Below are 26,037 nucleotides of genomic sequence, written 5' to 3'. Positions count from 1 at the left end.
GTTCAGTTGCCATTCGTCTGAAATAAAAGTGGTACCTTCTCGTTCTTTTTCTCATGGATCCTGGATCAAAAGGCTGGTTAAAAGAATACCTGGAGTTTCGCCTGAAACTACTACAGGAACTGACTGCAGAGGGACGCAAGTCTTCGCATCCTGATCATTCATTGTACAGAGTTATTCAGCCGACGGGCATTATGTATGGACAGCCGGTCAATGTTTTTGATCATCCCAATTCAAGCGAGTGGAATGAGAAAGACCGGATGAAAATTCTGCTGGCAGAGAGCCTTATCAGCAGTTCACTTTTATTTCATGATAAGCCCGTTAAGAATACGGATGAAATGTCCGTGGTTGCCTTGAAGACACTGGAAAGTATTACTAATTTTTATAATCATGTTTTCCCAGAGCTTTCGACTTCCACAAAGACAATCTTTGGAAGAAAGAAAACCTCACTTGAGCTGGCGGAAAAAATTCTTGACAAAAGAATTGAACATACCACAGAGAACAAAGGAAATTTCTGGACTCAGTTTTTTCATAACTCCCTTTTATTTCTTGACATATTCATCTTTGGTCAGTGGATTCATACCAACGCAGACAAGATTGTCTCAGATTTTTTCAAGTATGAAAGAGAAGAACTGCGGACATCTCTTGTGAAAATTATGGCTGCAGCCGCTCATGCTAATCATATTCTTGAATTTGAAGAACGAAGATTGATGGAGTACTTTCTTCAAAGCGCTCAGCTTTCTCCTGCCAAGAGAAAGGAATGCCAGACAATTTTTGAGGAAGGTATTTCAATAGAGGAAATTAATTTGCCTACCAATAACTCATGGCTATTAAAGAAGTATTTTCTTGAAATCGCCGTTCTCACCATCTGGGCAGATAAGAAAGTTGAAGATCTTGAATTATCCTTCTTGAAAAGACTGGCAGAGACATTTTCCTTTTCAGAAGATGACCTTGACAATAGCATGGTGGCCATTGAAGGTTTTGTTCTGGAGCATTGGGAAGAATTGAGTGCTCTTCAGGATAAGAAGAAATTTGAAGAAGTGAGTGATCAATATATAAAGAGAGTTTCAAAGATCACGGACAAGAACAGAAGCCGGCTTATAAAAGAGATTCAGGAAAGTGAAGATCTGATGGCTCTATTGATCAGAGCACGTTCGGCGGAGCTCAATGATGAAGAAAAACAGAAATTAAGAGTGTTGCTAATTGATGTAATGAAGGCAATTCCGACGTTTGTCATCATATCTCTGCCACAAAGATTTTTGACACTGCCGATATTGATGCAGATCCTGCCTAAAAACTTTATTACAGAAAGTCTGGGAGATTAATGATCGGCTGCTTTTTCCTTTTTAGGCACCAGCATTGAAAACACAATAGCAAGTGTCAGGGTAGCAATGATCACAATGAAGGACAACATTACAGGGATCTCAAAGTGAATGATCTCCAGCAACATTTTCGCTCCAATGAAGAAGAGGATCACAGACAATCCTTTTTGAAGGAGGTAGAATTTGTCAATAATACCCGCCAACAGGAAGAACATTGCACGTAAGCCTAAAACTGCGAAGATGTTTGAAGTATAGATCAGAAACTCATTTTGAGTAATGGCAAAAGCCGCAGGAATTGAATCCACAGCAAAAAGAAGATCGGTTGTCTCAATCAGAACAACTACCAGGAATAATGGTGTGAAATAGAATTTTCCGTTCTCACGAAATAAAAAACGACCGCCTTTTTCATCCTTGCTGATCGGAAGATACTTCCTGCATAGACGCATGATCGGATTTTTCTCAGGATCAATCTTTTCATCACTGTCTTCAAAATAGATCTTGACTCCTGAATAGATAAGAAGAACTCCGAAGACATACAGTAACCAATGGAATTCAGCGATCAGGTATGCGCCAACGAAGATGAAAATTCCTCTGAAGAATACGGCACCCAGGATTCCCCAGAAAAGGATCTTGTGATAGTACTCTTCCTTAACAGTAAAGTACTTTAGAATAAGAAGGATAACGAAAATGTTGTCAACCGATAGAGCGTACTCAGTCAGGTAAGCAGAAAAATACTCGAGCAAAGCATCCGCGCCACCATCTGCGCTATCATCAAAATGATATACCAGATAGCCGAATAGGGTGCTAACCAATACCCAGAAGATGGATTGGTAGAGCGCAGTTCTAGTGCTGATCTTATGAGCTTTCTTATTAAGAATGCCTAAGTCAAGGACCATGAAAACCACTATGATGACGGCAAAGACTCCGAACAAAATAGTTTCTACAGAGCTGTTATTTCTAAACAGAGAGAAGAGGAGCATGCTAAATATTATCCGCGTTTTTGGCTAAAAAAGAGGTGATTACCGGTCAACTGGCCCATAATCACCTCTATTCAAGCAACAAAGCTAAAAATTAATCTTAAAACCTGAAACCTTACACATGTATATACTACCAGCAGGTTATAGGAAACCTAATAATGACGTTTTATTGACATTTAGAGCAAACACCTTGAATAAGAAGATTTAGCTCTTTTGGCATGTATCCTTTAGGCAAATGGATCGTCGGAATCTCAACATCTTCAAGGCAATTAGTTTGTCCACAATCGATGCACTTGAAATGGACATGCTCGTGATGATGTTCACCAGTAGTGCAATGATCCTTGCAAAGCGCATATTTCAAACTACCCTGATCATCCAGCACTTTATGAACAACTCCTTTATCAAGGAAGGTTTTGAGCGTTCGGTAAACTGTAACGCGATCGTATGTTTCGGCTACTTGTTTCTCAATATCTGAGTATGAAAGAGCATATGGATTTTGAATAAACAGATTAAGGATATCAGAACGACTTGCCGTGCTGCGCAATTTGAAATCCCTTAAAATCTTCTCATCCGACCTTCTCATGATTCTCCCATTGAAGCATTAGCAAGTTACGATAAATACCATTGTCCAGAGCGGATAACTCATCGTGTGAACCCGACTCGGCAATCTGACCATCCTTTATTACAAGAATACGATCCGCCTTCCGGATCGTGCTAAGACGGTGAGCAATAACAATCGTAGTTCTGTTTTCCATCAGCTTTTCTAAAGCACTCTGCACAAGTTGTTCTGACTTCGCATCCAATGAACTGGTGGCTTCATCCAATATAAGGATGGAAGGATTTTTAAGAATGGCTCTCGCGATTGCAATGCGCTGACGTTGTCCACCGGAAAGCTTTACACCACGATCACCAACAAGTGTTTCAAACTTTTCAGGAAAACTTTCTATGAATTCCATTGCATTTGCCTGAGTTGCAGCTGCATGAATTTCCTCTTCTGTTGATAAAGGATTCCCGTAAGCAATATTTTCACGAATAGTGCCTCCAAATAAGATCACTTCCTGTGGAACGATACCAATGTTTTCGCGATAAGCAGAGAGTCCATAGGAAGTAATGTCATTTCCATCAACGAGTATTTTTCCATGCGACAAAGGATAAAACCTCATCAGCAAACTTGCAATGGTCGACTTACCGGAGCCGGATGGACCCACCAAGGCAACTTTTTCGCCTGGCTTTATAGAAATGGAGATAGATTTAAGAACAGTAATGTCTGACCGGGTTGGATAAGCAAATTCAACCTGATCATAAGAAATTGCTCCTTTTAATTTTAATGAGTGATACGTTGAGTTATTCTCGTCAGGCTGATCAAGGATCTCCAGCATTCTTTCAGATGCTCCAATGGATCGCTGAACCTGACTGTAGATATCTCCGAGACCTGCAATGGATGCGCCGATAAACATTGTGTAGAATACAAACGTCACTAATTCACCTGGAGTTATTTCTCCTGTCTGAACGAGTGTGCCGCCATACCAGATCACGCCGACAATTCCACCGAATAGGGCAAGAATAGTAAACGAGATAAATAGTCCACGGTATTTAGCAGCGTGAATGGCAGTAGTCACCACTTCCGCCAGTGATTTTTTATAACGGGCAGCTTCAAAAATCTCATTGGTAAATGATTTTACGACAGCTATGGATTGCATCGTCTCTTCAACGATGACATTAGTCCCGGCCAATTGATCCTGTGTTTTCTTTGAAAGCTTTCTGATAAATTTTCCAAAGACCAATGCTCCGATAACCAACACAGGGAAAGTCAGAACCATGAACAAGGTAAGCTTTGGTGTTAATATCAGGATCACTGTAGTTCCGATAATGAGCACGAGCACTTGCCTCATTAATTCAGCAAGGGTTGTCGTGAACGTATCTTGTAATGTTCCAACATCAGAAGTAATGCGACTTAACAATTCACCTATCCTCCGGTTATCGAAAAAAGTCATCGGAAGCCAGATGATCTTTTTATAAATGGCCTGACGCAGATCAGCAAGGGTTCGCTCGCTGACGATTGAAAAAGTATAAACACGAATGAAAGAGAAGGCACTTTGTACAACGAGAACAGCAAGGAGTGCCAATGCTATTTGGTTGACACTGGTCAGAAAGAAATCCTTTTTCCCAGTTGCAACATCCAGAATCTTACCGGCAAGAAAAGGAAACGATAGTGTTGTAGCGCTTGATAATGCCAATGCAAGCAGTCCGCCTGCAAAAATTTTCTTGTATGGCAGGACAAACTGAAAAATGCCAAGGAGTTTGCGAAGATTAGAGGATGTGATGGGCTTCTTTTCGCCTTCTGATAGAAATGATCTTTTCGCCACTTAGAGATATTATTAAAGAATGAAAAATGAGAGAATTAATGAGTCGGGGCGGAGTACAATAAGACGTAAAGAACAGGATTTTATTTTAAGATTATTGATCGATCTGTCCCTGAAGTGAGAAGTGGACCGTATCGCGGAGGATCAACTTTTGAAAACCTTCCAGTGAGTAGTTTTTAAGAACAGGTTTTCCTTCCTCCTCTTCAAACTCCATTGTCAGGTTGCGACTATTGAAAAAAAGCAAGCTCTTTTCTGTAATGGTGGCTTCAATTTTTTTGAGCCCTGAGAAATCGTTGTGGTAATAGAATCTTAAGTTCGTTATTGGAGCATTGGCAGAAAGGTACTGACGGACTTTAAGATTGCTTTGGGTGTCTTTAACGGGATCCTGAATAGAGTATTCATTTCGATAGATTGGTTTGTTAATGATCTCTAATTCCCTGAAAACTTCAAGTTCCGATCTCCATCCTGCACCGGAAGGCAGAAAAGTTGTATCGGATTTTGTTCCACTTACTTGTGAGGTTTTGCCCAACACACGTGCTTGTTGACTCAATTGACTAACCTGATGATCAATCAAATTCTCAAAGTCATATATTTTATCAGAGGATTTCTCTTGTTGTGAACAAGACCCAAACAATAATAACAGGAGGCTCAGACCTACATATGCAATTGCTTTCATTGATTATAATCCCTGTGTTTCGGCGATCAGCTCTGCAAGATCTTTGACATTAACCTGTCCCTCTTTTTCCTTGTTCTTCACTCCATCACTCATCATCGTCATACAAAACGGACAAGCTACAGCAATAGTTGTTGCGCCTGTGGCAAGAGCTTCTTCAGCACGCTCAATATTGATATCCTTATCCCCTTTCTCAGGTTCCTTAAACATTTGTGCTCCGCCTGCTCCACAGCATAATCCCGTGGTACGGCATCGTTTCATCTCAACTAGATCCGCATCAAGCGATTCCAATACTTCACGCGGAGCTTCATAGATATTATTCGCTCTTCCCAGATAACATGAGTCGTGATAGGTAATTTTTTTTCCTTTGAATGAACCACCTTCCGTCATTTTGATTTTCCCATCATTGATCAATTGATTAATGAAAGTTGAATGATGAATGACTTCATAGTTCCCCCCTAATTCAGGGTATTCGTTTTTTAATGTATTGAAACAATGAGGACATGCAGTGACAATCTTTTTTACATTATATCCATTCAGAATTGAGATGTTGTTCATTGCCTGCATTTGAAAAAGAAATTCATTGCCTGCTCTGCGTGCGGGATCACCAGTGCAGGTTTCTTCATTTCCCAGGACAGCGAACTTTGTTCCTACGGCATTAAGAATTTTTACGAAAGCTTTTGTAACACGTTTGGCGCGATCGTCAAAGGAGCCAGCGCATCCAACCCAGAATAGGATTTCCGGTGTTTCGCCTTTTGCTATAAGATCTGCTATCGTAGGAACGTTCATCAGTGATTCTTGGTTAATTTCTGTTCAGGCAAATATCTACTTGTCTTCTTTTGACCAGTTAAAACGATCCGATGGTGAAAACTTCCATGGAGCAAAACTTGTTTCAATATTCTGAAACATTGAATTCCATTGTGCAGGCGCCCCCGATTCTTCCATAGAAACATAACGTCTCATCTCAAGAATAATTTCAAGCGGATTGATCATTACAGGACAAGCCTCTACGCATGCATTGCAACTGGTACAGGCATTGATCTCTTCTTTAGTAGTGTAATCCCCCAGGAGAGATTTTCCGTCGTTTAATCCTGCGCCGCCTTTTTCCAGACTCTTTCCAACATCTTCCATGCGATCGCGAACATCCATCATGATCTTTCTTGGAGATAATTTTTTACCAGTAATGTTGGCAGGGCATTCAGAAGTACATCTTCCACATTCGGTACAAGAATAGGCAGCCATGAGATTGGTCCATGTTAGATCGTTAATATCCTTTGCACCGAATCTTCCAGGTTCTCCTGCTGGCACTTCCGTTGTGGGCAGACCAAGCATAGACTTTACCTCGCGTGTTACCACGGGCATATTCACAATCTGACCTTTCGGTTCAAGCCTTGCATAAAAGGTGTTTGGGAAGGCAAGGAAAATGTGGAGGTGTTTTGAGTATGTTATGTAGACAGAGAATCCAAGAATACCGATGATGTGAAACCACCACATGAATCGTTCAATGAATTCAAGAGATGGAGTGCTGATGTTTTGTAATAATGGAATAAGAAATGAACTGAAGAATAGGCTTCCGGTTGCAGTATAATGTTCACTGCGGGTTTGTAAGATCTGATCACTTGCATTCATCGTAAGAATGGCAAACATCAGAATGATTTCAATCGAAAGGATAAGATTTCCATCCAGGCGTGGCCAGCCATTCAATTCAGGAGATTGTAGTCGTGGAACTTTTGTTATGTTTCGGCGAATTAAAAATGCGAAGCAGGAGAAGAGAACAGCAATAGCGAGAAACTCAAAGAAATTCATCAGCACATTATATAGACCTCCTATATATGGAGCGAAAATCCGATGCGTTCCGGCAAGTCCGTCAATGATAAATTCAAGAACTTCCAGATTTATGATGAGAAACCCGGCATATATAAAGAAGTGAAGCGTTGCGGGCACAACTCTCTTGAACATTTTTTTTTGCCCGAATGCTACCAGCATCATGTTCTTCAGGCGATCACCCTTGTGGTCGTTAATAACACTTGCTTTGCCTAAAAGAATGTTGCTTTTAATCCTTATTACTCTCTTTCGAATGAAATATCCGGCGATAGCGAGAACAATTAAAAAGAGAACTTGCTGGAGGTAGGCCATGAGTAATTGATATCAGTCAAAATTAGCTCACAAATTCTGTAAAATCATTTACTGCTTTAAAACAGCCCACAATTTGTACCGTTTCTAATTTTATATACTTTTGTGGCCCCCATCCGCCAAACGGTGGAGTATTTAAAGGTGACGTAGCTCAGTTGGTAGAGCAAAGGACTGAAAATCCTTGTGTCGGGGGTTCAACTCCCTCCGTCACCACAAAAAGGCCTCTCTGCATCAGCGGAGAGGCTTTTATTTTGATATCGCTTTTGCAGCAATAAAGGCAGTAGTCCAGGCAGATTGAAAGTTAAACCCTCCCGTTTCTCCATCAACATTGAGAACTTCTCCAGCAAAAAACAGCCCTTTCAACTTCTTACTTTCCATTGTTTCAAGATCAATCTCTTTCAGATCAACACCGCCGCAGGTAACAAACTCTTCTTTGAAAGTAGTCTTACCCTGAATCCTGAAAGGCGTTCTTACAATAAATTCGATAAGACGATTCACAACTTTCGAGGGAGCTTCTGCCCAAACCATTTTTTCACCAACCTCTGCCTTAATGCATAACTTTTCCCAAAGTCGTTGAGGTATCTGAAATAATGGATGCGACATGATCTGCTTCTTGCCTTCGAGACGATTCTTCTCTTTCATAAGATTCCTCACCGAGTCTTCAGTTTCTTCACCAGTCCAGTTTATCAATGCTGTGAACTGATAGTTGACCTCATGAAGATAAACAGCGGCCCAGGCAGAAAGACGAATTACTCCGGGACCACTAAGTCCCCAATGAGTTATGAGAACCGGTCCCTGAGAAGCGAATTTTGTACCGGCAATCTTAACTTCAGCATTTTGTACAGCAACGCCCATGAGATCCGTAAACTCTTTTGAGGGATCATTGAAAGTAAACAGAGATGGTATTGGACTAATGATGGTGTGACCGGTGGATTTGATCCAACTATAAGCGCTTGCCTGTGGATGACCACCAATAGCAATTAAAACCTTTGATGCCGAAAAAATTTTTTCATTTCTGGTCTTAACAATCAGGATATCATCCGGTTTTTGAATCGATGAAACCTCTGTTGAAATAATGATTTCAATCTTTGCTTTTTGGACCTCACGTTGAAAACATTCGATGATAGTCTCGGAGTTTTCCGTTATAGGAAACATTCTTCCATCATCTTCTGTGATAAGCTCCACACCTTTTCTTTCAAACCACCGAACGGTATCAGAGACCTGAAAAATTCTAAAAATTTGTTTGAATTCTTTCTGACCTCTTGGATAATGCTTTGAAAGAGGAGAGGCCTCAAAGCAATGATGCGTCACATTGCATCGTCCGCCACCAGATATCCTGACCTTTGATAATAGCTTTGTCGACTTTTCGAGGATTACTATTTTCTGATCAGGGTTTTGATTGAAAGCCTCAATGGCAGCAAAGAAACCTGCTGCCCCACCTCCAACGATGATCAGATCATACTGCATCAAAAAATATCAACTTGTCCCTGGAGAATTTGCTCAAGGGTATCGCGTTGACGAATAAGTTTTGCTTTCCCATCGATGATCATAACCTCTGCCGGACGTACACGTGAATTGTAATTGGAAGCCATCATGTATCCGTAAGCTCCTGCATTTTCAAATACAAGCAAATCATCCTCCCTTACCTCGGCAAGATTACGATCTGTTCCAAAAGTATCGGTCTCGCAGATATTCCCAACGACGGTATAGGTTTTTACTGCACCGTTAGGATTGGAAACATTTATAATCTCATGGTAGGAGTTGTACATCATGGGCCTGATGAGATGATTGAGACCAGAGTTAACACCAACGAAAGTCACCGTTGGATTTTGTTTCACGACGTTGCTTTTCACAAGAAGATAACCACATTCACTCACAAGATATTTTCCGGGCTCGATCCATAGCTCAAGCTTCCTTCCATTCTGACTTTCAAAATCAGCAAAGAGTTTTCTTAATCGTGAACCGAGCTCTTGAACATCTGTTGTCTTGTCTCCCTTTTGATAGGAAACTTTAAATCCACCACCAAAGTCAAGGGACTTAATAGAAGGAATATCATGCGCGATCTTGAAAAGGATTTCGCCCATTTTTAGAAAAACGTCGATCTCAAGAATTTCTGAGCCTGTATGAATAAGCAATCCATTCAGATTGATCTCATATCGTTCAACGATATTGAGGATTTCAGGAAGCTGTTGAACTGAAATGCCAAATTTTGAGTTACTATGGCCAGTTGAGATCTTAAGATTTCCGCCAGCCATAATATTTGGATTCAGCCGAATGCCGCAGGGATATGAGCTTCCATACTTCTTTCCAAATTTTTCAAGTACTGATAAGTTGTCAAGATTCACATTAAGACCCCACTTCACCGCCTGAATAAGTTCGTCGAAATCAACACCACTCGGAGTGAACATGATTTCGCTTGGCAGAAAGCCGGCTTTCATTGCAATTTGAGCCTCTTCACCTGAAACGACATCTACACCCACGCCATTTTTGCGCATGAGCTTAAGAACAGAAATGTTAGTAAGTGCTTTGGCAGCAAACTTGATTTTAAGATCCGCACCTGAGAAGGCTTGCTTCAAATTGTTTATCTGTTGCTCAATTTTAGCAGCATCATAAATATATAATGGTGTTCCGAACTCTTTTGCCAAAGACCCGAAGGAGATTCCCTGTACCTGATATGAACCGTTATTCAATTCCATAAAAAAATAAAGGCCAAAGATAATGGGAGAAATGGAGAATAAAGAGAAGTAGAAGAATTGGAGAAGTGGGGTAAATTAGTGGCCTGGTCTATCTTCTAAGTATGATGAAACCGAAACACCAGGAATTTTGTTGTAAACACATCTTCTATCTATGAAGTTATTTTTCAGATCATCAGGTCAGGGCGCACCACTCATCATTCTTCACGGTCTATTTGGTTCATCAGACAACTGGTATTCTTTGGCAAAAGTATTTGCTGAGAAATTCACAGTGTATGTTGTAGATCAAAGAAATCATGGTCAGTCACCACATACTGAAGAGATGAATTACTCATTGCTGGCGGAAGATCTCAATGACTTTATTGTTGAGCACTCCATTCAACAGCCTGTTATTATGGGACACAGTATGGGTGGAAAAACAGCGATGAATTTTGCTGTAAAATATCCTGAGAAATTAAGCAAGCTGATTGTTGTTGACATTGTACCGAAGAATTACCCAATCCATCATGATGCTATTCTTGAGGGGCTGAAATCTATTCCCCTGGATACCCTTGCCTCCAGAAATGAGGCAGATACTATTCTCTCAAAGTTTGTTGCGGAAGCAGATGTGCGTCAGTTTTTGTTGAAAAACCTTTCCAGAAAAAGCGAAGGTGGTTTTGAATGGAAATTAAACGTAGCAGCAATTGATAATAACATTGAACAAATGGGGGTTGGTATGATTTACTCTGGAAAATGTGACAAGCCTTCTCTTTTCATTGAAGGAAAAAAATCTAATTATTACAAGGAAGGTGATGAAGCGTTGATCAGGACTCTTTTCCCTAATGCCGAGTTTGCTGTGTTGGATACCGGTCATTGGGTTCAGGCTGAAAAGCCTGGAGAGTTCGCAGCGCTTGTTTCAAGTTACCTTGCCAAGTAACATGGATGATTTCAAAAACATTTTATTCCTCGACATTGAAACCGTAGCCTGCACAGAACATCACTCATCGTTGGACGAACGGATGAAAGTTCAGTGGGCGCGCAAGGCTTCTTTCTTCAAGCAACGAAATGAAGAAGCAACAGATGAAAACTTGTTTCATGAGCGGGCAGGTATCTATGCTGAGTTTGGAAAGATTGTCACAATAGCCATAGGGAGGTTCACGGAAAATGAAGGAGGTGAACGTTGCCTGAAGACAAAGTACTTTGCCCATCATGATGAAGCAACCCTTCTTCAGGAATTCAAAACCGCCCTGGAGAAGATGGAACCCAACCTTCGGCTTTGCGCCCACAACGGAAAAGAGTTTGATTTCCCTTATCTTTGCAGAAGAATGTTGGTCAACGGCATTGCTCTTCCCCCAGTTTTGGACCTTTCCGGAAGAAAATCGTGGGACATCCCTCACATTGATACACTTGAATTATGGAAATTCGGTGATTATAAACATTATACCTCTCTCGATCTTTTGGCAGCGATATTTAACATCCCCACAAGCAAAGGTGAGCTTGATGGATCGATGGTTAATAGAACGTATTACAGGGATAAGGATTTAAAGAAGATCGGTGAGTATTGTGTTGGAGATGTAGTGGCGGTGGCACAATTATTTTTAAAAATGAAAGCGTTGAGCTTGATCTCAACAGATAATATTATTAACACTTAATTTTTACTACCGAAGTGGTGGTAAAAAGAAATTTATGTCAAAGAAAAAATTTAAAGAACAAAAACAAAAAAAACAAAAGAACGAAAGCGCATCATTGCGTCAGGCAATACTCTCCTTCTTCGACGAAAGTCCAGGCGCATCTTATACTTTTAAAGAACTCGCGCGACAAATAGGTCCAAAGAACAAAGCAGCCAATAAAGATTTATTTACTGTCCTTGAACAACTTGAATCTTCCGGTAAGATCCTTCAATTACCGGATGGTAGTTTCGGATCCGCTAAAAAAGCAGAAACACTGGAAGGTATAGTTGATCACGTCAACCAGCGCTTTGCCTATGTAAATACGGGCGGAGAAACTGACGTCTACGTTCGTGATCGCGATATGGGAGGCGCCCTTCATGGCGACACGGTAAGAATCTCAATTATTAAAAAACATAAAGGAGAAAAACCGGAAGGCAGAGTCGAAGAAATTGTGAAAAGAAACCGCACCCGATTTGTCGGACGACTGGAAGTTTCACCAAATAGATTTGCATTCGTGGTGCCCGATTTTAAAAAGATATATCAGGACTTTTTCATTTATCAGGATAATGTCGGAGAAGCAAAAAATAATGATAAAGTCTTATTTGAAGTAACGAAGTGGGGAAATGGAGATAAAAATCCGGAAGCCAAAGTAATTGAGATATTGGGTAAGACTGGTGAGAATGAGGCTGAGATCCATTCCATCATGGCGGAGTTTGATCTACCATTCCGTTTTCCTGAAAACGTTTTGCATGAATCTGAAAAGATCCAGGATAAGATTTCCAATGAAGAGATTAAGAAACGTAGAGACTTTCGTGATGTCCTCACATTTACAATTGACCCTGAAGATGCCAAGGATTTTGATGATGCGATATCTTTCAAAGAACTGGACAACGGATTAATTGAAGTTGGTGTGCACATTGCGGATGTCACTCATTATGTCGTACCGGGTACCATTCTTGATGATGATGCATTCGATCGCGCAACATCAGTTTATCTTGTGGATCGCACAGTTCCCATGCTTCCGGAAAGATTATCCAATGGCCTATGTTCACTTCGTCCTAACGAAACGAAACTGACTTTTGCCGCTGTATTTGAGATTGATAGAAATGGTAGGGTTCAGAATGAGTGGTTCGGAAGAACAGTCATTCATTCAGATCACCGTTTTTCGTATGAGCAGGCGCAGGAGGTAATTGAAGCGGGTGAAGGAAAATTTGCCAATGAGATCAAAATACTAAATGACATTGCTCACAAGCTTCGTAAAGAACGCTTCACAAGAGGAGCTGTCAACTTTGAAACGACAGAGGTAAAATTCAAGCTGGATGAAAAGGGCAAGCCATTAGCAGTTGTTCCAAAAGTTCGCAAGGACGCACACAAACTGATTGAAGAGTATATGTTGCTTGCAAACAAAGCAGTGGCAACCTATATCTATAAGCTTAAGAAAGGTGGAGATAAAAATACTTTCGTGTATCGTACTCACGATTTTCCAAATCCTGAAAAGGTCAGTGACTTTGCATTATTTGCCAAGCAGTTTGGCCACAGTCTTCAAACGGAAGAGAATGCAGTTTCGAAGTCACTTAACAAGCTGATGGATGAAATTGAAGGCAAGCCTGAACAAGGTGTCTTACAATCATTAGCTGTACGGGCAATGGCAAAAGCAAAGTACACTACGGATCCAAAAGGACATTTTGGTCTTGCGTTTGACCATTACACACACTTTACCTCTCCGATCCGAAGATATCCGGATATGATGGTGCATCGATTGTTGCAGCATTACCTGGATGAAGGAAAGCCAGTGAACAAAGCTGATTTTGAAAAGAAGTGTATCCATTCTTCTGAACGTGAAAAACGTGCAGCTGATGCTGAACGCGCTTCTATCAAGTACAAACAGGTAGAGTTTATGAGCCTAGCGGAAGATAAGTTGTACGCCGGGATCATTACAGGTGTCACTGATTTTGGAATATTCATTGAGATTATTGAAACTAAATGTGAAGGCATGGTTCGCATGTCCGACATGAAGGATGATTTTTATGATTATGATGAAAAGAACTACCGTGTTGTAGGAAGAAAGAACAAGAAAGTATATCGTCTTGGAGATGAAGTGGAGGTGAGGGTTAAGAAAACAGATGTTGACAAACGCACTATGGACCTTGCATTTGAAAATGGTCCGGAGGATGCTTCAAGGGGCGAACGTTTCTTCGAGCCAAGAGTCACGAAAGAAAAAGAACGCCCACGTCCAGGTCAAAAGCGCAGGAAGAAGTAATGGAAAAATATCTATCCTTGCTGGAGGCTGAGATAAAAAATCAGAAATTTGGTTCTTCGCCAGCTTCACTCTATGATCCTATACGCTATATCATGTCCCTTGGCGGGAAACGTCTTCGTCCAATACTGACGATGCTTTCTTATTCTTTGTTTAAGGAAGATGTTTCGCGCATTGTGAAGTATGCTGCTGCAGTGGAGGCTTTTCACAACTTTACACTTCTTCATGATGACATTATGGATAATGCTCCTTTGAGAAGAGGAAAGGCAACTGTCCATGAAAAATGGAATGTTAACACAGCTATTCTTTCAGGTGATGTCATGCTGGTTAAAGTGTATGACATGTTCCTGGACCTGGATAATGATAAACTTTCGGAAGTGTTGTCTCTTTTCAACGCGTGTGCTGCAGGTGTTTGTGAGGGTCAGCAATGGGACATGGAGTTTGAATCAAAGAAAAATATTAGCGAAGCTCAATACATTGAAATGATAAGATTGAAGACGGCGGTCCTGCTGGGCTTTAGTCTTGAATTAGGAGCATTGCTGGCAGGAGCTTCTCAAAAAGACAGGAAAATCCTTTACGAAGCGGGGATCAATCTTGGAATAGGATTTCAATTAAAAGATGATCTTCTGGATGTCTACGCTGATAAGCTAAAATTCGGTAAGCAGGTAGGGGGAGATATTATAGCCAATAAAAAAACATTTCTTCTGATCAAAGCTTTGGAAAAAGCAAAGGGCAATGAAAAGAAAGAATTGAATGCGTGGCTTCTAAAAACGAAGTTCGATAAAAAGAAAAAAGTTAAAGCTGTTACTCTTCTTTACGATCAGCTTGACATCAAAACCCTGACAGAGATCAAGGTCAATGAATATTTTCAAAAAGGATTTGAGGGAATTGGCAAGTTATCGATAGGTAAAACAAGTCAGCCGCTGATTGACTTTGCGAAGGATCTCGTCCATCGTCAAAAATAAAACTACTTTCTTTTATAGTAGAATAACTTTGCCCGCGTGCCCTTTGCATTCTCACTTAATGTATAGAAACCGGAATTATCCAAAGCCCATCCAATAGACTCTCCTTGCGGCTCCCGACTGTAAGGGATTTCTACCGGTGGAGTTTTAAGTAACTCAACAATGGATTCGTCCCCTTTTTTCTTCCAGTAATATATATGATCATAGTTTCTAAGTAACACTTCTTTCCCATCGAAAGAAATAGATCCACCATTAATATAAGTCAGCGGAATGCTTATTTTTTTTGTTGCTACAAGTGTATCTCCATCAAAGGGATGTGTTATTTCATAAAGTCTTACTTCGCTTTCCCGTTTTGAAACGATATACAGATTTTTACTTGCGGGATCAAACATGAGAGTTTCTGAATCACGGGAACCGTCATCCAACTTAACGATAAGAGTATCAAATTCAGTAATCTTTTCATCATCATCGATCGCTGGCTCAACAAGACGATAAATGTATTTAATATCATAGAGGCCAATATTGTCCCCGATATCCCCTATGTATAAATAGGAAGTATTTTCTTTCGGTCCGGCTCCAATGGTAATATCTTCCCAATCGCGGTTCTTGATCTTGGAAAGTTTGAAGGTCTTTTGTGTTTTTGCTTCCTTGTCGAGTAGAAAAATATGTGCAGGATTTCCGCTATCGTTATGTGTCCACAATAAATCAGGATTTCGCTGACTTGCAATCAGACCAGAGGCTTCTTCCAGTTTATCATTTTTGTTTACCCCAACGGCAACTGCTTTTTCAAAAAGAGAGTAGTCTTTTTCAGGCGCTTTACATCCAATCAAAGAAAGGAATAGTGAAAAGAATAAAATTTTTGAAATGATCTTATGCCTTGTCATGCGGACAAATCTAAGGAGAAAATCTTTCGAAAACTGCTTTTATTAAGACGATAGCACAGTCTTAATCAATATCCAAACACTATAGACTTCTTTGTAATTTATCATAGAGGGTTTACTCATTGAAAGTGTAAGTTGAAACTTCTTTCCTATATCCTTTTTCTTCTGAGTACTTTTGCCCTGTGGAAGATGAAAACATTGAATTAGAAGACGAACAGGATGATGAGTTGTTCGAGCATCACCGGATTGTAGTGGATGCCGGGCAGAACTTATTGCGCATCGATAAGTTTTTAATGGATCGGTTGCCGAATGCTACACGAACAAAAGTTCAGGAAGGGATTCACAATGGGTTCATTAAAGTAAACGACAATCAGGTCAAGCCAAATCACAAGATCCATCCTGGAGATGTCATTACGGTTTCAATGCCTGAACCTCCGCGTGACAATGAGGTTAAACCTGAGAATATTCCTCTGAATATTGTCTATGAGGATGAACATTTGCTAGTGGTGAATAAAGAAGCAGGTATGGTCGTTCATCCGGCTTTTCAGAATTGGTCAGGTACATTGGTCAATGCTCTTACCTATCATTTTCAGAATCTTCCTGAGATGCCAGGAAATACTGGTAGACCAGGGCTCGTTCACCGCATCGATAAAGATACCTCGGGACTATTGGTGATTGCCAAGTCGGAGTTAGCCATTACACAACTTGCCCGACAGTTTTATGATCACAGCATTCAAAGAACTTATTGGGCTTTGGTGTGGGGTGAGCCGGCAACGGAACAAGGAACGATCAACATCAATGTTGGGCGAAGTTTGAAAGACAGAAGGGTGACGGCTGCTTTCCCGGAAGGTGACTTCGGCCGTACTGCTATCACGCATTATAAGGTGTTGAAACAAATGCGATACGTTACGCTTCTGGAGTGCAAGTTGGAAACAGGAAGAACGCATCAGATTCGGGCACACATGAAATTTATAGGGCATCCATTATTCAATGATGCTACGTATGGTGGAGATCAGGTTTTAAAAGGTACCACCTTTTCCAAGTATCGTCAGTTTGTTGATAATTGTTTTAAGATCATGCCGCGTCAGGCACTTCATGCAAAGACTTTAGGATTTATTCATCCTGTGACAAAGGAATTTGTTCAATTTGATTCAGAACTTCCTACCGATTTCAAGGACTTGATGGAGAAGTGGGAGAATTATGTGAAGTATAACTAATTGCGTTGAGCAGTCAAGTATTCTAAATCGACTCGGCGTAAAATACCCGCTTTACCCGCTCACTTGTATTCGTTAGTATTTCGTAAGGAATAGTGTCGATCCATTTCGCAACCTGATGAATGGGTAACCCTGGACCAAAAATAATTGCTTCATCACCTTCTTTCACATTGATACCTGTGATGTCTACCATGGTCATGTCCATACAAACATTGCCAATAACGGGAGCCAGCTTTCCGTCAATCAGAACCTTTCCCTTACCCCGACTGAAATTTCTGCTGTAACCATCTGCATAGCCGATAGCGATGGTCGCTAGCGTCAGATTCTTTTCAGCTTTTCCTCTTCTGCCATAACCAATCGTTTCTCCTGCTTTAATGTTTTTGATTTGGGATATAACGGTTTTAATAGAAGCGACTGGTTTAAGATCTGCGTGGCCATCTTCTGTTGGATCGACACCATAAAGGCCAATGCCAAGACGCACCATATCAAACTGGTATTGCGGTAAGCGAATAATTCCTGGAGAATTCAGTAGATGACGGATCGGACGATAGCCAATCTGCTTCTCGGTCTTTTCTGCCATTCTGATAAAAGAAGTTGCCTGCTGGGAAGAAAAATTATCGTGCTCTTGTTCATCGGCACCGGAGAGATGAGAAAAAACCGATGCGATCCTGATGTTTTTATTTTGCTTAATAATATCCAAAGCATCATCGAGCTGATCTTCTTCGAATCCAAGTCGATGCATGCCTGTATCCAACTTTAAATGAATAGAGCATTCTTTTCCATTGAGAAAGGCGATCAGTGATCTTAATAATTTGAGATTGTATACTTCCGGTTCAAGATGATACTCCAGCAAGAGTCCAAAGCTCTCTTCCGATGGATTCATTATCATGATTGGCAATGAGATATTATTCTTACGAAGCTCAATACCTTCGTCGGGATAAGCCACACCCAGATAGTCGATGCGGTGATATTGCAACATGTTTGCAACCTCTTCACTTCCGCTTCCATAGGCAAAAGCTTTTACCATCGCCATCAGCTTTGTTCCGGGGTTCAGTTTCGATTTAAAGTAATTAAGATTGTGAATCATGGCATTCATGTCCACCTCCATTACAGTACCATGAACTTTTCTCTGAAGACGCTGAGCGATTTTTTCAAATTGAAATGATCTTGCGCCTTTGATCAACACAACTTCATCAGCGAATGAATCTGAGTTAAATTTTTCCAGGAAAGCGGAGGTAGAAGGAAAGAAGTCTCCAGATTCAAAGGATGATTGATGGGCGAAAAGCGTCGGCCCGATGCCAATAAATTTTTTCACCTGCCCATCAGCAATCAGTTCTTTAATATCTTTTATCAACTCGCTCACAGGAAGACCTGATTGCAAAACATCTGATAGAATAAGAGTCTTTTTCATCTTTTGCTGATTCTTCAGGTAATCAAGACTGATTTGTAAACCAGCAAGATCATTATTATAAGAATCATCAATGAGAGTGCATCGATTAATGCCCTGCTTTAGTTCCAATCGCATCGGAACAGATTGTAAAAGCATAATTCTTTCCTGAATATCTGCAGGTGAATAATTTCGCAGAAGCATAAAAGCCATTACATGAAATGCATTCTCCTGAGATGCAGCATCCCGGAATGGAAGACTTAGTTTGAATTTTTGTGATTTGAATGAGACATCAAAATTTTCGATATCAGATCTTATAATCTGGATGTCTGCCTCTTTTGAAAAGCCCCACGAAAGTGTGGAGGTCTTGGCTTTATGAAGAGTGTCATGTATCAGAGAATGATCTCTGCAATAGATAACTCTTTCGCAATGAATAAACAGTTTTGCTTTTTCTGTTGCTTTCTCTTCTCTTGAAGAAAATCCTTCATCATGGGCGCTTCCAAGATTTGTAAAAACCCCTATTGTAGGATGAATGATCTTTTCAAGATTAACCATTTCTCCGGGCCGCGAAATTCCTGCTTCGAAAATCCCAAGCTCATGATTTTTCTGAATTTGCCAAACAGATATTGGAACTCCTACCTGAGAGTTATAGCTACCTGGATTTTTTACGATTTGAAGATCTGTGGAAAGAACATGAAACAACCATTCTTTTACAATTGTTTTTCCATTGCTTCCTGTGATCCCAACGATTGGAATTTGAAATGAATTTCTATGTAATGCCGCCAGTGTCTGAAGTGCAGCAACAGAAGATTTTACTTTAAGAATGTTGGCACCTTTGAATGATGCAATATCAAGATCCTGCTCAACAATAAACTGACGAACACCTAACTGGTACAACTCTTTTAAAAAGACATGACCATCATGACGATCTCCCTTAATGGCAAAGAAGAGAGATTCCTGCCTGATTACAGCTTTACGACTGTCAATGAGTAGATTTTGAATGAGCCTGTCCTCAGCGAGTTGCAGAAGAATTCCATCCAGAGAATGTTGTAGGTCTTTAAAGTGCATTAGAAAAGGCGCGATCCGTTCGGCACGTTTTTATCAATTGATGTGAGCACTACTTTTCCTTCTTCATCAGGAAACCCTGTTACCAATACTTCAGAGAGAAATCCCCCAATTTGTTTGGGTGGGAAATTGACAACACAAACCACCTGACGACCCGGAAGGTCTTCCAACTGATAATGATGGGTGATCTGAGCACTGGATTTTTTTGTGCCAAATTCAGGCCCAAGGTCGATCCAGAGTTTGAAAGCCGGTTTTCTGGCTTCTGGAAAGGGTTCCGCCCGCACGACAGTTCCTGCCCGCAGGTCTACATTGTTAAACTCCGCCCATGTAATCATTTGCCAAATTTTTATATATTCGCAACTCACCCAACGGTACTGAACCAACTAAGTAAGCAGAAAACATGAAAGTAAAGGTTTCCTATCTTTTAGCCACTTTCATCTCAATATTCCTGCTTGTGCTTTCTGCACAAGGTCAGGATGAGTTACCTCTGATTGAAATTCAAGATCCCGCTCATCGTGAATTTAACCTGGACGAAGATAAGGCACTGATCTATGATCATTCAAGTCATTCCAATACAGTAAGAGATTCTACAGCCCAAGTGATGCCAAAAATCACTCCATCACTTCCTATTAAGATTGCTAAGCCGGAAGGTAAAAACAACGTAAAGGAGAAGGAAGAAACGGACGCTCTTTCATTTAATTTTCTCTACTACTTCATTCAGAAGTTCAAGATGTCTGATCTTATTGATCAGTAATTAAGGCATTTCTTTACCCATCACCCACTTAAGCATTTCAAACCAATCCTGCAGATCAATTGTGATCTCATTGGATCGTGAAGCTTCAGCAATTCTTTCAGGTTGAGTAGTTCCGATGATTGGAAAAATATTGGAGGGATGCTTCATCAGCCAGGCCAAAGCAAGTTGACTATACGAAGCATTGTACTTTGATGCTTTGTTAAAAATTTCCCGTTCTTCCACAGATAGCGTTTTTCCTCCGGCCAACGGCGACCATGCCATGGGAGATGCTTTGAATTCCATCAACGTATCAAGGTCACCATTAAAAAACGGATCAATACGGGAAAGTGAAATCTCAATTTGATTTGTCACTAATGGAAAATCGAGATAGCGTTGGAGTACTCGGAATTGTGATGGGGTGAAATTAGAAACACCAAAGTGTAAAACTTTTCCATCTTTTTTCAATTTTGTGAATGCTTCTGCTACTTCCGTAGGATTCAGAAGCGGATCAGGACGATGGATGAGCAAAAGATCGAGGTGATTGGTGCCCAGCATTGAGAGAGAGTTTTCTGTGCTCCAAAGAATGTGTTCTTTGGAAGTATCATAGTGCTTAATCCAGGTAGCGGGTCTTTTTGATGAAGGAAATTTGATTCCGCATTTGGAAACCAACTCCATCCCTGATCGCAAGGATGGAGTTTTCTTTAAAATATTTCCAAAGATTTCTTCATTTCCATGATCACCATAAATGTCTGCGTGATCGAATGTTGTTATCCCTGAATCGAGAGCAGTATCAATCAATCGTTCGACTACCTGAGATGAAACGGTATGCCAGCGCCATGCTCCTGCAATAACGCGTGAAAATTCCGGACCCTCCGGATGTAATTTTTGTTTGGTTATCAAGCTCCGGCGTGCTGATAACACTTTCCACCTTTAGCTGAAGTCATGCGCTTGCATTGAGTGCCATCGGCAGTTTTACCAGTGCACTGTGTTGCTTTGTCTTTGAAGTGATCTTCTGGTTTGCAGATACTGCAGGAAGTTTTTCCTCCTTTTTTTGCTGCGGCTAAAGTCATGTCTTTGGCATCACCAGAAAGACGGCAATCAGCAGTATGATATTTAGTTCCTTTTTCAGAAGCGTAAACAGTCTGACTGAAACCTTTGATTGCTACTGCGAAGAAAAGGACAACACTTAGGATGAATATTTTTTTCATGATTAAAATAGGTTAGGGATGCAATTTCACTTTTTTCAACGGAATAGAAAAATGAGTTGTCAGGCGACACTCATTCAAAATTTCAATAAAGTTTCAGTATCAATTCAGCAATGCACCCTTAAGGCGAAGTAATTCTGTCTCTGAGACTTTAGCGTTGTAGCGCGCGGCAATCAACAAGTTGTAGGCATCTGCTAAACTTTGTTGCGCAGTGCGAAGGTCCAGAGCTGTAGTAACGCCTCTTTTGAAACCTTCAAGCGCGATTGTAACATTTTCCCTTGCCAATAGAATATTTTCTTCATTGATCAATAACGTCTTTTTTGCATTGTCATAATTGATGAATGCATTGCGAACACCCACAACAGCAATAGTTAATTGCTGACTATAAATAAGCTTTTGGCGATCAAGATTAATTTTAGCGGTACCAATAAGACGGTTGATGTTCATTCCATTTAGAATCGGGAATGATATGGTGGCGCCATAATTGAATCCCTGACCACGTGTGAACTTCTGCGCAACAGGACTCGTTGCTAATTCATTTTCCTGCTGATTGAAAGTATAGGAGGATGTAAGATTGATAACAGGTGATCGTGAAGCACGATTCTCACGAACGACAAGCGTTGCGATATCAATATTCTTTTTTGCAGCCAATACAGTTTGGTTGGAGTTTTCAATTCCGTTGATGATTTCTTCCATGGTAATGGAAAGATTAATTGGAATCGAATCAGAAACATCATAGACGTCCGGCAACTCCATTCCAAGACTTCCATTCAACTGATCTTTTAACTGCTGGATCAGCGTTTCCTGACTGAGAATAGCAGTACGCTGTGAATTCAGATCTACTTTTGCCTGAAGCAATTCAGGCTTGCCGCCTGTTCCAACCTGAAGTTTTTTTTCTGCAAGTTTTACTCGTTCTTCACTTACCTTCATTAATTCCTGAACAGCGCGTAGTTGTTGTTTTTGTCTGATGATGTTGAAATAGTTGGAAATGATGTTCGCAGTTGTGTTCATCATTTGATTGCGAACATTGATCTCACCCAATACAGCCAACTCTTCGATACGTTTTCTTGTTGCAAACATCCTGGTGCCATCAAAAATGGTCCAGAGTAATTGAACGTTTCCGTTAATAGTTGTGGACTTTGCTCCTGAACGAACAGTTTCTACCGATCGGATGGTATCGTTACCAAAAGTTTGATTTCGTGAATCAAGTGAGTTTCTATTGTAAGATCCATTTGCATTGATCTGCGGAAGGAAGGCACCAAAAGCAAACCGGTTGTCATTTGCGGCAAGTGCTGATGTCTCCTTCTGAACAAGGATATCGTAATTCTTTTGCAATCCGATTCTGATGGCCTCATCTAATTGGACAACTTGTCCATTCGCATTAATCAGAAAAAGAACACCGAGAAATAATCCGTAAACTCTAACCTTCATAAGCCAACTCCTTGTGGGGTTCAATGGTTTTACCCGTTTCAAAATCAATATGTTTTTTCTTCCTGGACAGGAATGAATACATGGAAGGAATAACAAAGAGTGTAAGAATAAGAGAGAATAATACCCCTCCAACAATTACAATCCCCAATGGAATACGACTTGTGGAAGCATCCCCTAATGATAATGCGAGTGGTAATGATCCAAGGGCCATAGCAAGGCTGGTCATTAAAATCGGACGAAGACGAAGCCTTGATGCTTCAATCACAGCTTCAAATTTGGAAAGTCCTTCTTCACGTTTTTTATTGGCGAACTCCACAATCAAAATTCCATTCTTTGTTACCAATCCAATTAACATAATCATACCAATCTGGGAGAAGATGTTGATGGTCTGATTGAAAATATAAAGAGAAAGAAAAGCACCACTGATCGCCAAAGGCACGGTGAACATGATAATCAATGGATCAACAAAACTTTCAAATTGTGCAGAGAGGATCAGATAGATCAGAATCAAAGCCAGTAAGAACGCAAATGATGTGTTGCTTGAGCTTTCTGCAAAGTCGCGGGAATTACCAGCAAGGGAAGTAGTGAATGTATCATCCAGTTCCTTGGCAGCGATTTCTCTCATCACCTCGATTCCATCTCCAATTGTTTTGCCTGGAGCAAGACCTGCAGAAATGGTTGCTGACTTATAACGATTAAAATGATACAGTGATGGTGGTGTTGAAGATTCCTCCACGGTGATAACATTATCGATAGAGATCAGCTCGCCTGAGCTTGTGCGCACGTATAATTTTTTCAAATCATCAGGATCATCGCGGTTAAGACGTGATACCTGACCCATTACCTGATACTGTTTACCATCTTTTGTGAAGTATCCGAAGCGAAGATTACTGTATGCGAGTTGAAGTGTTTGAGAAATATCCTGAACGCTTATCCCCAATTGTGTTGCTTTCAGACGATTGATCTGAACTTTTAATTCAGGTTTGTTGAACTTCAAGTCTATGTCAACACCTTGCAAAGTTGGGTTGCTATTCGCAGCGTCCAGAAATTTCGGTAACACTTCTTTTAATTTTTCGAAGTTGTTGTTCTGAATAACAAATGCAACAGGCAATCCGCCCCGACGATTTACAGAAATAGTTTGTTCCTGAATAGGGAAAGCCCTGCCTTCCTGGAAGCGTCCCATGTTACGACTGACCATATCAACAATCTGTTGCTGGGATCTGTTTCTTTCTTTTGGTTCAACCAAAGAAACCCGAACGGCTCCGGAATTTACCGAGCCTCCTGAGCGTCCTGCTGCTGTCAATGATAAAACTGTTTTAGCTTCTTTTACAGAATCCATTACAAACTTGGCCACCTTGTCGACATAATTGTCCATGTAATCGTACGAAGTTCCTTCCGGTGCTGATAATTGAAGCCGGAATTGATTTCGATCTTCCAATGGAGCCAGTTCAGACTGTAAAGTATTTCCAATCAAATAAGCAGAGGCAAAACACAAAACAATGATAACGAATGCCACCCACCGAATCTTCATAAATCCGTTCAGCAAACGACCATACCCGTTTTCCATTCCCTCAAAAAAGGGTTCTGACCAATTATAAAATCTTGAATGACTATGAGTCTTTCGTGTAAGCATCACACTCAATACCGGTGTAAGTGTCAGTGATACAAAAGCTGAAACCAAAACGGCTCCAGCCACTACGATACCAAATTCCCTGAACAGACGACCGACAAAACCTTCAAGGAATACGATAGGAAGAAATACAACCGCGAGTGTGATGGAGGTTGAAATAACAGCAAAGAAGATTTCTTTAGAACCTTCCCTTGCAGCCTGATATTTATTCATCCCGCTTTCAAGCTTCTTATAAATATTTTCAGTGACCACAATACCATCATCCACCACCAACCCGGTGGCGAGTACGATTCCAAGCATAGTGAGCACATTGATAGAGAACCCCAGAAGGTACATGATAAAGAATGTAGCAATCAATGAAACAGGAATATCAATCAAAGGACGAACCGCAATCAAAAAGTCGCGGAAGAAAAGATAGATGATCAATACAACCAGCAGGATAGAAATAACAAGAGTCTCCTGAACTTCGGTAATGGACCGTTTGATAAAGAAAGTCTGATCAATAAGGATATTGGTTTTCATATCCGTTGGAATCTCTTTCTTTAACTGATCATAACGTTTGTAAAATTCATCTGAGATCGCAACATAGTTGGATCCAGGAAGAGGAGTGATGGCAAGACCAACCATTCCAATGCGGCTTTCACGCAGAATTGATTCTTCATTTTCAGGACCAAGAACAGCCTGACCGATGTCTCTCAACCGGATATCACCAGCTGTAGTGGATCGTATGATTACGTTGCTGAAATCCTCTTCTGTGTATAATCTTCCAAAGGTCCTGACAGAAAGTTCAGTGGCATCGCCTGCAATCTTTCCGGAAGGTAATTCAATATTTTCACGGTTTAAGGCCTGCTGAACATCCAGAGCTGTAAGATTATAAGCACTTAGCTTTGCTGGGTCAATCCAGATGCGCATGGCATATTTTTTCTCACCCCAAACCTGTACACTGCTAACACCAGGAATAGTTTGAAGACGCTCTACCAATACATTGTTTGCATACTCGGTAAGCTGAAGATGATTGCGTGTATCGCTCTGCACCGTCATGGTAATGATCACATCAGCAGAGGCATCTGCTTTTGAAACTACGGGAGGTGAAGTAAGATCCTGTGGGAGAGATCGTGTTGCCTGTGAAACTTTATCACGCACATCGTTAGCAGCAGCTTCAAGATCAACACCCAATTCAAATTCAATATTGATACTGCTGGATCCAACACTTGAGCTGGAAGAGATATTCTTGATTCCGGCAATCCCATTGATGGATTTTTCTAATGGTTCAGTGATCTGTGATTCAATGATGTCGGCGTTGGCACCGGAATAAGAAGTGCTCACACTGATGTTAGGAGGATCAATGGCTGGATAATCCCGAACCCCCAGGAAAGTAAAACCAATAGCACCGAATAGTACGATGATAATGTTCAACACAAATGTGAGAACAGGACGCCGGATACTTAGCTCTGAGATATTCATA

At 40.7% G+C, this 26,037-nt stretch carries 22 protein-coding genes and 1 tRNA gene; 8 read left to right on the top strand and 15 right to left on the bottom strand.

Annotated features, from left to right (window positions below; all coding sequences use genetic code 11):
- Nucleotides 1–53 precede the first annotated feature (53 nt).
- Nucleotides 54–1,322, top strand: coding sequence for a TerB family tellurite resistance protein (locus HOP08_09220; protein ID NOT75094.1), 1,269 nt, complete (start codon nucleotides 54–56; stop codon nucleotides 1,320–1,322).
- Here the strand turns inward: HOP08_09220 and HOP08_09215 are convergent.
- The 6 genes from HOP08_09215 to HOP08_09190 form a co-directional block, all read right to left on the bottom strand.
- Nucleotides 1,319–2,299, bottom strand: coding sequence for a TerC family protein (locus HOP08_09215; GenBank protein ID NOT75093.1), 981 nt, complete (start codon nucleotides 2,297–2,299; stop codon nucleotides 1,319–1,321). The genes HOP08_09220 and HOP08_09215 overlap by 4 nt on opposite strands.
- A gap of 163 nt (nucleotides 2,300–2,462) precedes the next feature.
- The gene (locus tag HOP08_09210) at nucleotides 2,463–2,879 is read right to left on the bottom strand and encodes a transcriptional repressor (protein ID NOT75092.1); all 417 of its coding nucleotides are present in this window, start codon (nucleotides 2,877–2,879) and stop codon (nucleotides 2,463–2,465) included.
- The gene (locus tag HOP08_09205) at nucleotides 2,863–4,662 is read right to left on the bottom strand and encodes an ATP-binding cassette domain-containing protein (GenBank protein ID NOT75091.1); all 1,800 of its coding nucleotides are present in this window, start codon (nucleotides 4,660–4,662) and stop codon (nucleotides 2,863–2,865) included. The genes HOP08_09210 and HOP08_09205 overlap by 17 nt, the downstream gene beginning before the upstream one ends.
- Nucleotides 4,663–4,753: 91 nt before the next feature.
- Nucleotides 4,754–5,335 (bottom strand): hypothetical protein, encoded by a 582-nt coding sequence (locus HOP08_09200; protein NOT75090.1) that lies wholly within the window; start codon nucleotides 5,333–5,335, stop codon nucleotides 4,754–4,756.
- Nucleotides 5,336–5,338: 3 nt separating this feature from the next.
- Nucleotides 5,339–6,121: a (Fe-S)-binding protein gene (locus HOP08_09195; GenBank protein NOT75089.1), complete on the bottom strand. Its 783-nt coding sequence runs from the start codon at nucleotides 6,119–6,121 to the stop codon at nucleotides 5,339–5,341.
- A 36-nt stretch (nucleotides 6,122–6,157) separates the two neighbouring features.
- Complete coding sequence (locus HOP08_09190; GenBank protein ID NOT75088.1) at nucleotides 6,158–7,468, bottom strand: 4Fe-4S dicluster domain-containing protein; 1,311 nt, start codon at nucleotides 7,466–7,468, stop codon at nucleotides 6,158–6,160.
- A gap of 137 nt (nucleotides 7,469–7,605) precedes the next feature.
- On the opposite strand from HOP08_09190, the gene HOP08_09185 reads away from it, so the two are divergent.
- Nucleotides 7,606–7,678 (top strand) — tRNA-Phe (locus HOP08_09185).
- Nucleotides 7,679–7,711: 33 nt separating this feature from the next.
- Here the strand turns inward: HOP08_09185 and HOP08_09180 are convergent.
- Both HOP08_09180 and lysA read right to left on the bottom strand, forming a co-directional pair.
- Entirely contained in the window at nucleotides 7,712–8,932 is a 1,221-nt protein-coding gene (locus HOP08_09180) for an NAD(P)/FAD-dependent oxidoreductase (GenBank protein ID NOT75087.1), read from the bottom strand.
- Nucleotides 8,932–10,161 (bottom strand): diaminopimelate decarboxylase, encoded by a 1,230-nt coding sequence (gene lysA, locus HOP08_09175; protein NOT75086.1) that lies wholly within the window; start codon nucleotides 10,159–10,161, stop codon nucleotides 8,932–8,934. The genes HOP08_09180 and lysA overlap by 1 nt, the downstream gene beginning before the upstream one ends.
- A gap of 151 nt (nucleotides 10,162–10,312) precedes the next feature.
- Here lysA and HOP08_09170 point away from each other — a divergent pair, with 151 nt between their 5' ends.
- From HOP08_09170 to HOP08_09155, 4 genes are read left to right on the top strand one after another with little or no spacing between them, the layout of a single operon-like run.
- Nucleotides 10,313–11,074: an alpha/beta fold hydrolase gene (locus tag HOP08_09170; protein NOT75085.1), complete on the top strand. Its 762-nt coding sequence runs from the start codon at nucleotides 10,313–10,315 to the stop codon at nucleotides 11,072–11,074.
- Between the two features lies 1 nt (nucleotide 11,075).
- The gene (locus HOP08_09165; GenBank protein NOT75084.1) at nucleotides 11,076–11,789 is read left to right on the top strand and encodes a 3'-5' exonuclease; all 714 of its coding nucleotides are present in this window, start codon (nucleotides 11,076–11,078) and stop codon (nucleotides 11,787–11,789) included.
- Nucleotides 11,790–11,823: 34 nt separating this feature from the next.
- Entirely contained in the window at nucleotides 11,824–14,067 is a 2,244-nt protein-coding gene (gene rnr / locus HOP08_09160) for a ribonuclease R (protein ID NOT75083.1), read from the top strand.
- Entirely contained in the window at nucleotides 14,067–15,029 is a 963-nt protein-coding gene (locus HOP08_09155) for a polyprenyl synthetase family protein (GenBank protein ID NOT75082.1), read from the top strand. The genes rnr and HOP08_09155 overlap by 1 nt, the downstream gene beginning before the upstream one ends.
- Nucleotides 15,030–15,031: 2 nt before the next feature.
- On the opposite strand, the gene HOP08_09150 is transcribed toward HOP08_09155, so the two are convergent.
- On the bottom strand, nucleotides 15,032–15,910 hold the full coding sequence (locus HOP08_09150) for a hypothetical protein (protein NOT75081.1): 879 nt from the start codon (nucleotides 15,908–15,910) through the stop codon (nucleotides 15,032–15,034).
- 179 nt (nucleotides 15,911–16,089) lie between these two features.
- On the opposite strand from HOP08_09150, the gene HOP08_09145 reads away from it, so the two are divergent.
- Nucleotides 16,090–17,124, top strand: a complete 1,035-nt coding sequence (locus HOP08_09145; protein ID NOT75080.1) for an RluA family pseudouridine synthase — start codon at nucleotides 16,090–16,092, stop codon at nucleotides 17,122–17,124.
- A 22-nt stretch (nucleotides 17,125–17,146) separates the two neighbouring features.
- Here HOP08_09145 and HOP08_09140 read toward each other — a convergent pair whose 3' ends face one another.
- Nucleotides 17,147–19,576 carry a bifunctional UDP-N-acetylmuramoyl-tripeptide:D-alanyl-D-alanine ligase/alanine racemase gene (locus HOP08_09140; protein ID NOT75079.1) on the bottom strand — a complete coding sequence of 810 codons (2,430 nt, stop codon included), beginning with the start codon at nucleotides 19,574–19,576 and terminating at the stop codon, nucleotides 17,147–17,149.
- Complete coding sequence (locus HOP08_09135; protein ID NOT75078.1) at nucleotides 19,576–19,908, bottom strand: tRNA-binding protein; 333 nt, start codon at nucleotides 19,906–19,908, stop codon at nucleotides 19,576–19,578. Before HOP08_09135 ends, HOP08_09140 begins: the two co-directional genes overlap by 1 nt.
- Nucleotides 19,909–19,973: 65 nt before the next feature.
- Between HOP08_09135 and HOP08_09130 the strand changes: the two genes are divergently transcribed.
- Nucleotides 19,974–20,327 (top strand): hypothetical protein, encoded by a 354-nt coding sequence (locus HOP08_09130; protein NOT75077.1) that lies wholly within the window; start codon nucleotides 19,974–19,976, stop codon nucleotides 20,325–20,327.
- Here the strand turns inward: HOP08_09130 and HOP08_09125 are convergent, their stop codons facing one another.
- The 4 genes from HOP08_09125 to HOP08_09110 all read right to left on the bottom strand — a co-directional run bounded on the left by HOP08_09125 (nucleotide 20,328) and on the right by HOP08_09110 (nucleotide 26,036).
- A complete protein-coding gene (locus HOP08_09125; protein ID NOT75076.1) occupies nucleotides 20,328–21,203 on the bottom strand; it encodes an aldo/keto reductase in 876 nt (291 codons plus the stop codon).
- Nucleotides 21,203–21,514 (bottom strand): hypothetical protein, encoded by a 312-nt coding sequence (locus HOP08_09120; protein NOT75075.1) that lies wholly within the window; start codon nucleotides 21,512–21,514, stop codon nucleotides 21,203–21,205. The genes HOP08_09125 and HOP08_09120 overlap by 1 nt, the downstream gene beginning before the upstream one ends.
- Before the next feature lie 99 nt (nucleotides 21,515–21,613).
- Nucleotides 21,614–22,942 carry a TolC family protein gene (locus tag HOP08_09115; protein ID NOT75074.1) on the bottom strand — a complete coding sequence of 443 codons (1,329 nt, stop codon included), beginning with the start codon at nucleotides 22,940–22,942 and terminating at the stop codon, nucleotides 21,614–21,616.
- The gene (locus tag HOP08_09110) at nucleotides 22,932–26,036 is read right to left on the bottom strand and encodes an efflux RND transporter permease subunit (protein NOT75073.1); all 3,105 of its coding nucleotides are present in this window, start codon (nucleotides 26,034–26,036) and stop codon (nucleotides 22,932–22,934) included. Before HOP08_09110 ends, HOP08_09115 begins: the two co-directional genes overlap by 11 nt.
- Nucleotide 26,037 lies beyond the last annotated feature (1 nt).

The sequence above is a fragment of the Cyclobacteriaceae bacterium genome (genome assembly GCA_013141055.1).
GTDB lineage: Bacteria > Bacteroidota > Bacteroidia > Cytophagales > Cyclobacteriaceae > ELB16-189.
Note: the sequence above shows the minus strand (reverse complement) of the source record. Positions and strands in the feature narration are given on the sequence as shown.

What these genes read in the sequence shown, in the direction of transcription:
- HOP08_09220 (NOT75094.1), top strand. Translation starts at nt 54, where the DNA reads ATGGATCCTGGATCAAAAGGCTGGTTAAAAGAATACCTGGAGTTTCGC.
- HOP08_09215 (NOT75093.1), bottom strand. Translation starts at nt 2,299, where the DNA reads ATGCTCCTCTTCTCTCTGTTTAGAAATAACAGCTCTGTAGAAACTATT.
- HOP08_09210 (NOT75092.1), bottom strand. Translation starts at nt 2,879, where the DNA reads ATGAGAAGGTCGGATGAGAAGATTTTAAGGGATTTCAAATTGCGCAGC.
- HOP08_09200 (NOT75090.1), bottom strand. Translation starts at nt 5,335, where the DNA reads ATGAAAGCAATTGCATATGTAGGTCTGAGCCTCCTGTTATTATTGTTT.
- HOP08_09195 (NOT75089.1), bottom strand. Translation starts at nt 6,121, where the DNA reads ATGAACGTTCCTACGATAGCAGATCTTATAGCAAAAGGCGAAACACCG.
- HOP08_09190 (NOT75088.1), bottom strand. Translation starts at nt 7,468, where the DNA reads ATGGCCTACCTCCAGCAAGTTCTCTTTTTAATTGTTCTCGCTATCGCC.
- HOP08_09180 (NOT75087.1), bottom strand. Translation starts at nt 8,932, where the DNA reads ATGCAGTATGATCTGATCATCGTTGGAGGTGGGGCAGCAGGTTTCTTT.
- lysA (NOT75086.1), bottom strand. Translation starts at nt 10,161, where the DNA reads ATGGAATTGAATAACGGTTCATATCAGGTACAGGGAATCTCCTTCGGG.
- HOP08_09170 (NOT75085.1), top strand. Translation starts at nt 10,313, where the DNA reads ATGAAGTTATTTTTCAGATCATCAGGTCAGGGCGCACCACTCATCATT.
- HOP08_09165 (NOT75084.1), top strand. Translation starts at nt 11,076, where the DNA reads ATGGATGATTTCAAAAACATTTTATTCCTCGACATTGAAACCGTAGCC.
- rnr (NOT75083.1), top strand. Translation starts at nt 11,824, where the DNA reads ATGTCAAAGAAAAAATTTAAAGAACAAAAACAAAAAAAACAAAAGAAC.
- HOP08_09155 (NOT75082.1), top strand. Translation starts at nt 14,067, where the DNA reads ATGGAAAAATATCTATCCTTGCTGGAGGCTGAGATAAAAAATCAGAAA.
- HOP08_09150 (NOT75081.1), bottom strand. Translation starts at nt 15,910, where the DNA reads ATGACAAGGCATAAGATCATTTCAAAAATTTTATTCTTTTCACTATTC.
- HOP08_09140 (NOT75079.1), bottom strand. Translation starts at nt 19,576, where the DNA reads ATGCACTTTAAAGACCTACAACATTCTCTGGATGGAATTCTTCTGCAA.
- HOP08_09135 (NOT75078.1), bottom strand. Translation starts at nt 19,908, where the DNA reads ATGATTACATGGGCGGAGTTTAACAATGTAGACCTGCGGGCAGGAACT.
- HOP08_09130 (NOT75077.1), top strand. Translation starts at nt 19,974, where the DNA reads ATGAAAGTAAAGGTTTCCTATCTTTTAGCCACTTTCATCTCAATATTC.
- HOP08_09120 (NOT75075.1), bottom strand. Translation starts at nt 21,514, where the DNA reads ATGAAAAAAATATTCATCCTAAGTGTTGTCCTTTTCTTCGCAGTAGCA.
- HOP08_09115 (NOT75074.1), bottom strand. Translation starts at nt 22,942, where the DNA reads ATGAAGGTTAGAGTTTACGGATTATTTCTCGGTGTTCTTTTTCTGATT.
- HOP08_09110 (NOT75073.1), bottom strand. Translation starts at nt 26,036, where the DNA reads ATGAATATCTCAGAGCTAAGTATCCGGCGTCCTGTTCTCACATTTGTG.